A 399-nucleotide genomic window follows, 5' to 3' on the forward strand; every position below is an offset into this window, starting at 1 on the left:
GGTTTCAATAACTTCTAAACAGGCTTCCAATAATTTTTTCTCCTGAAACGGGTCGCCCACCTGCACTGCCGGCAATTCTTCTGTACTTTCTTCTGTAATATTGGCTGATGCAAAACTTGCCCCGCCAATTCCATCTTTTCCGGTAGCACTGCCCACATAAATAACAGGATTGCCAGTTCCTTTAGCGGTAGCACTAATCATTTTATCTGCTTTCATAATGCCCACACTCATGGCATTAACCAACGGATTGGTATGATAGCAATCTTCAAAATAAACTTCACCGCCAACTGTAGGCACACCAAAGCAATTGCCGTAATGACCGATACCCTTCACCACACCGCTTAATAAGCGTTGTGTTTTTTTATCTTTTAAATTACCGAAACGAAGACTGTTTAAAGA

The 399-nt window shown here is 41.6% G+C and carries 1 protein-coding gene; it reads right to left on the reverse strand.

Annotated features, from left to right (window positions below; genetic code table 11):
- Positions 1 to 399, reverse strand: a 399-nt coding sequence (locus D7X55_RS42265) for an AIR synthase related protein (RefSeq protein ID WP_233610490.1), incomplete at both ends; no start/stop codon positions are given.

It is taken from the genome of Corallococcus sp. AB049A (assembly GCF_003668885.1).
GTDB lineage: Bacteria > Myxococcota > Myxococcia > Myxococcales > Myxococcaceae > Corallococcus > Corallococcus interemptor.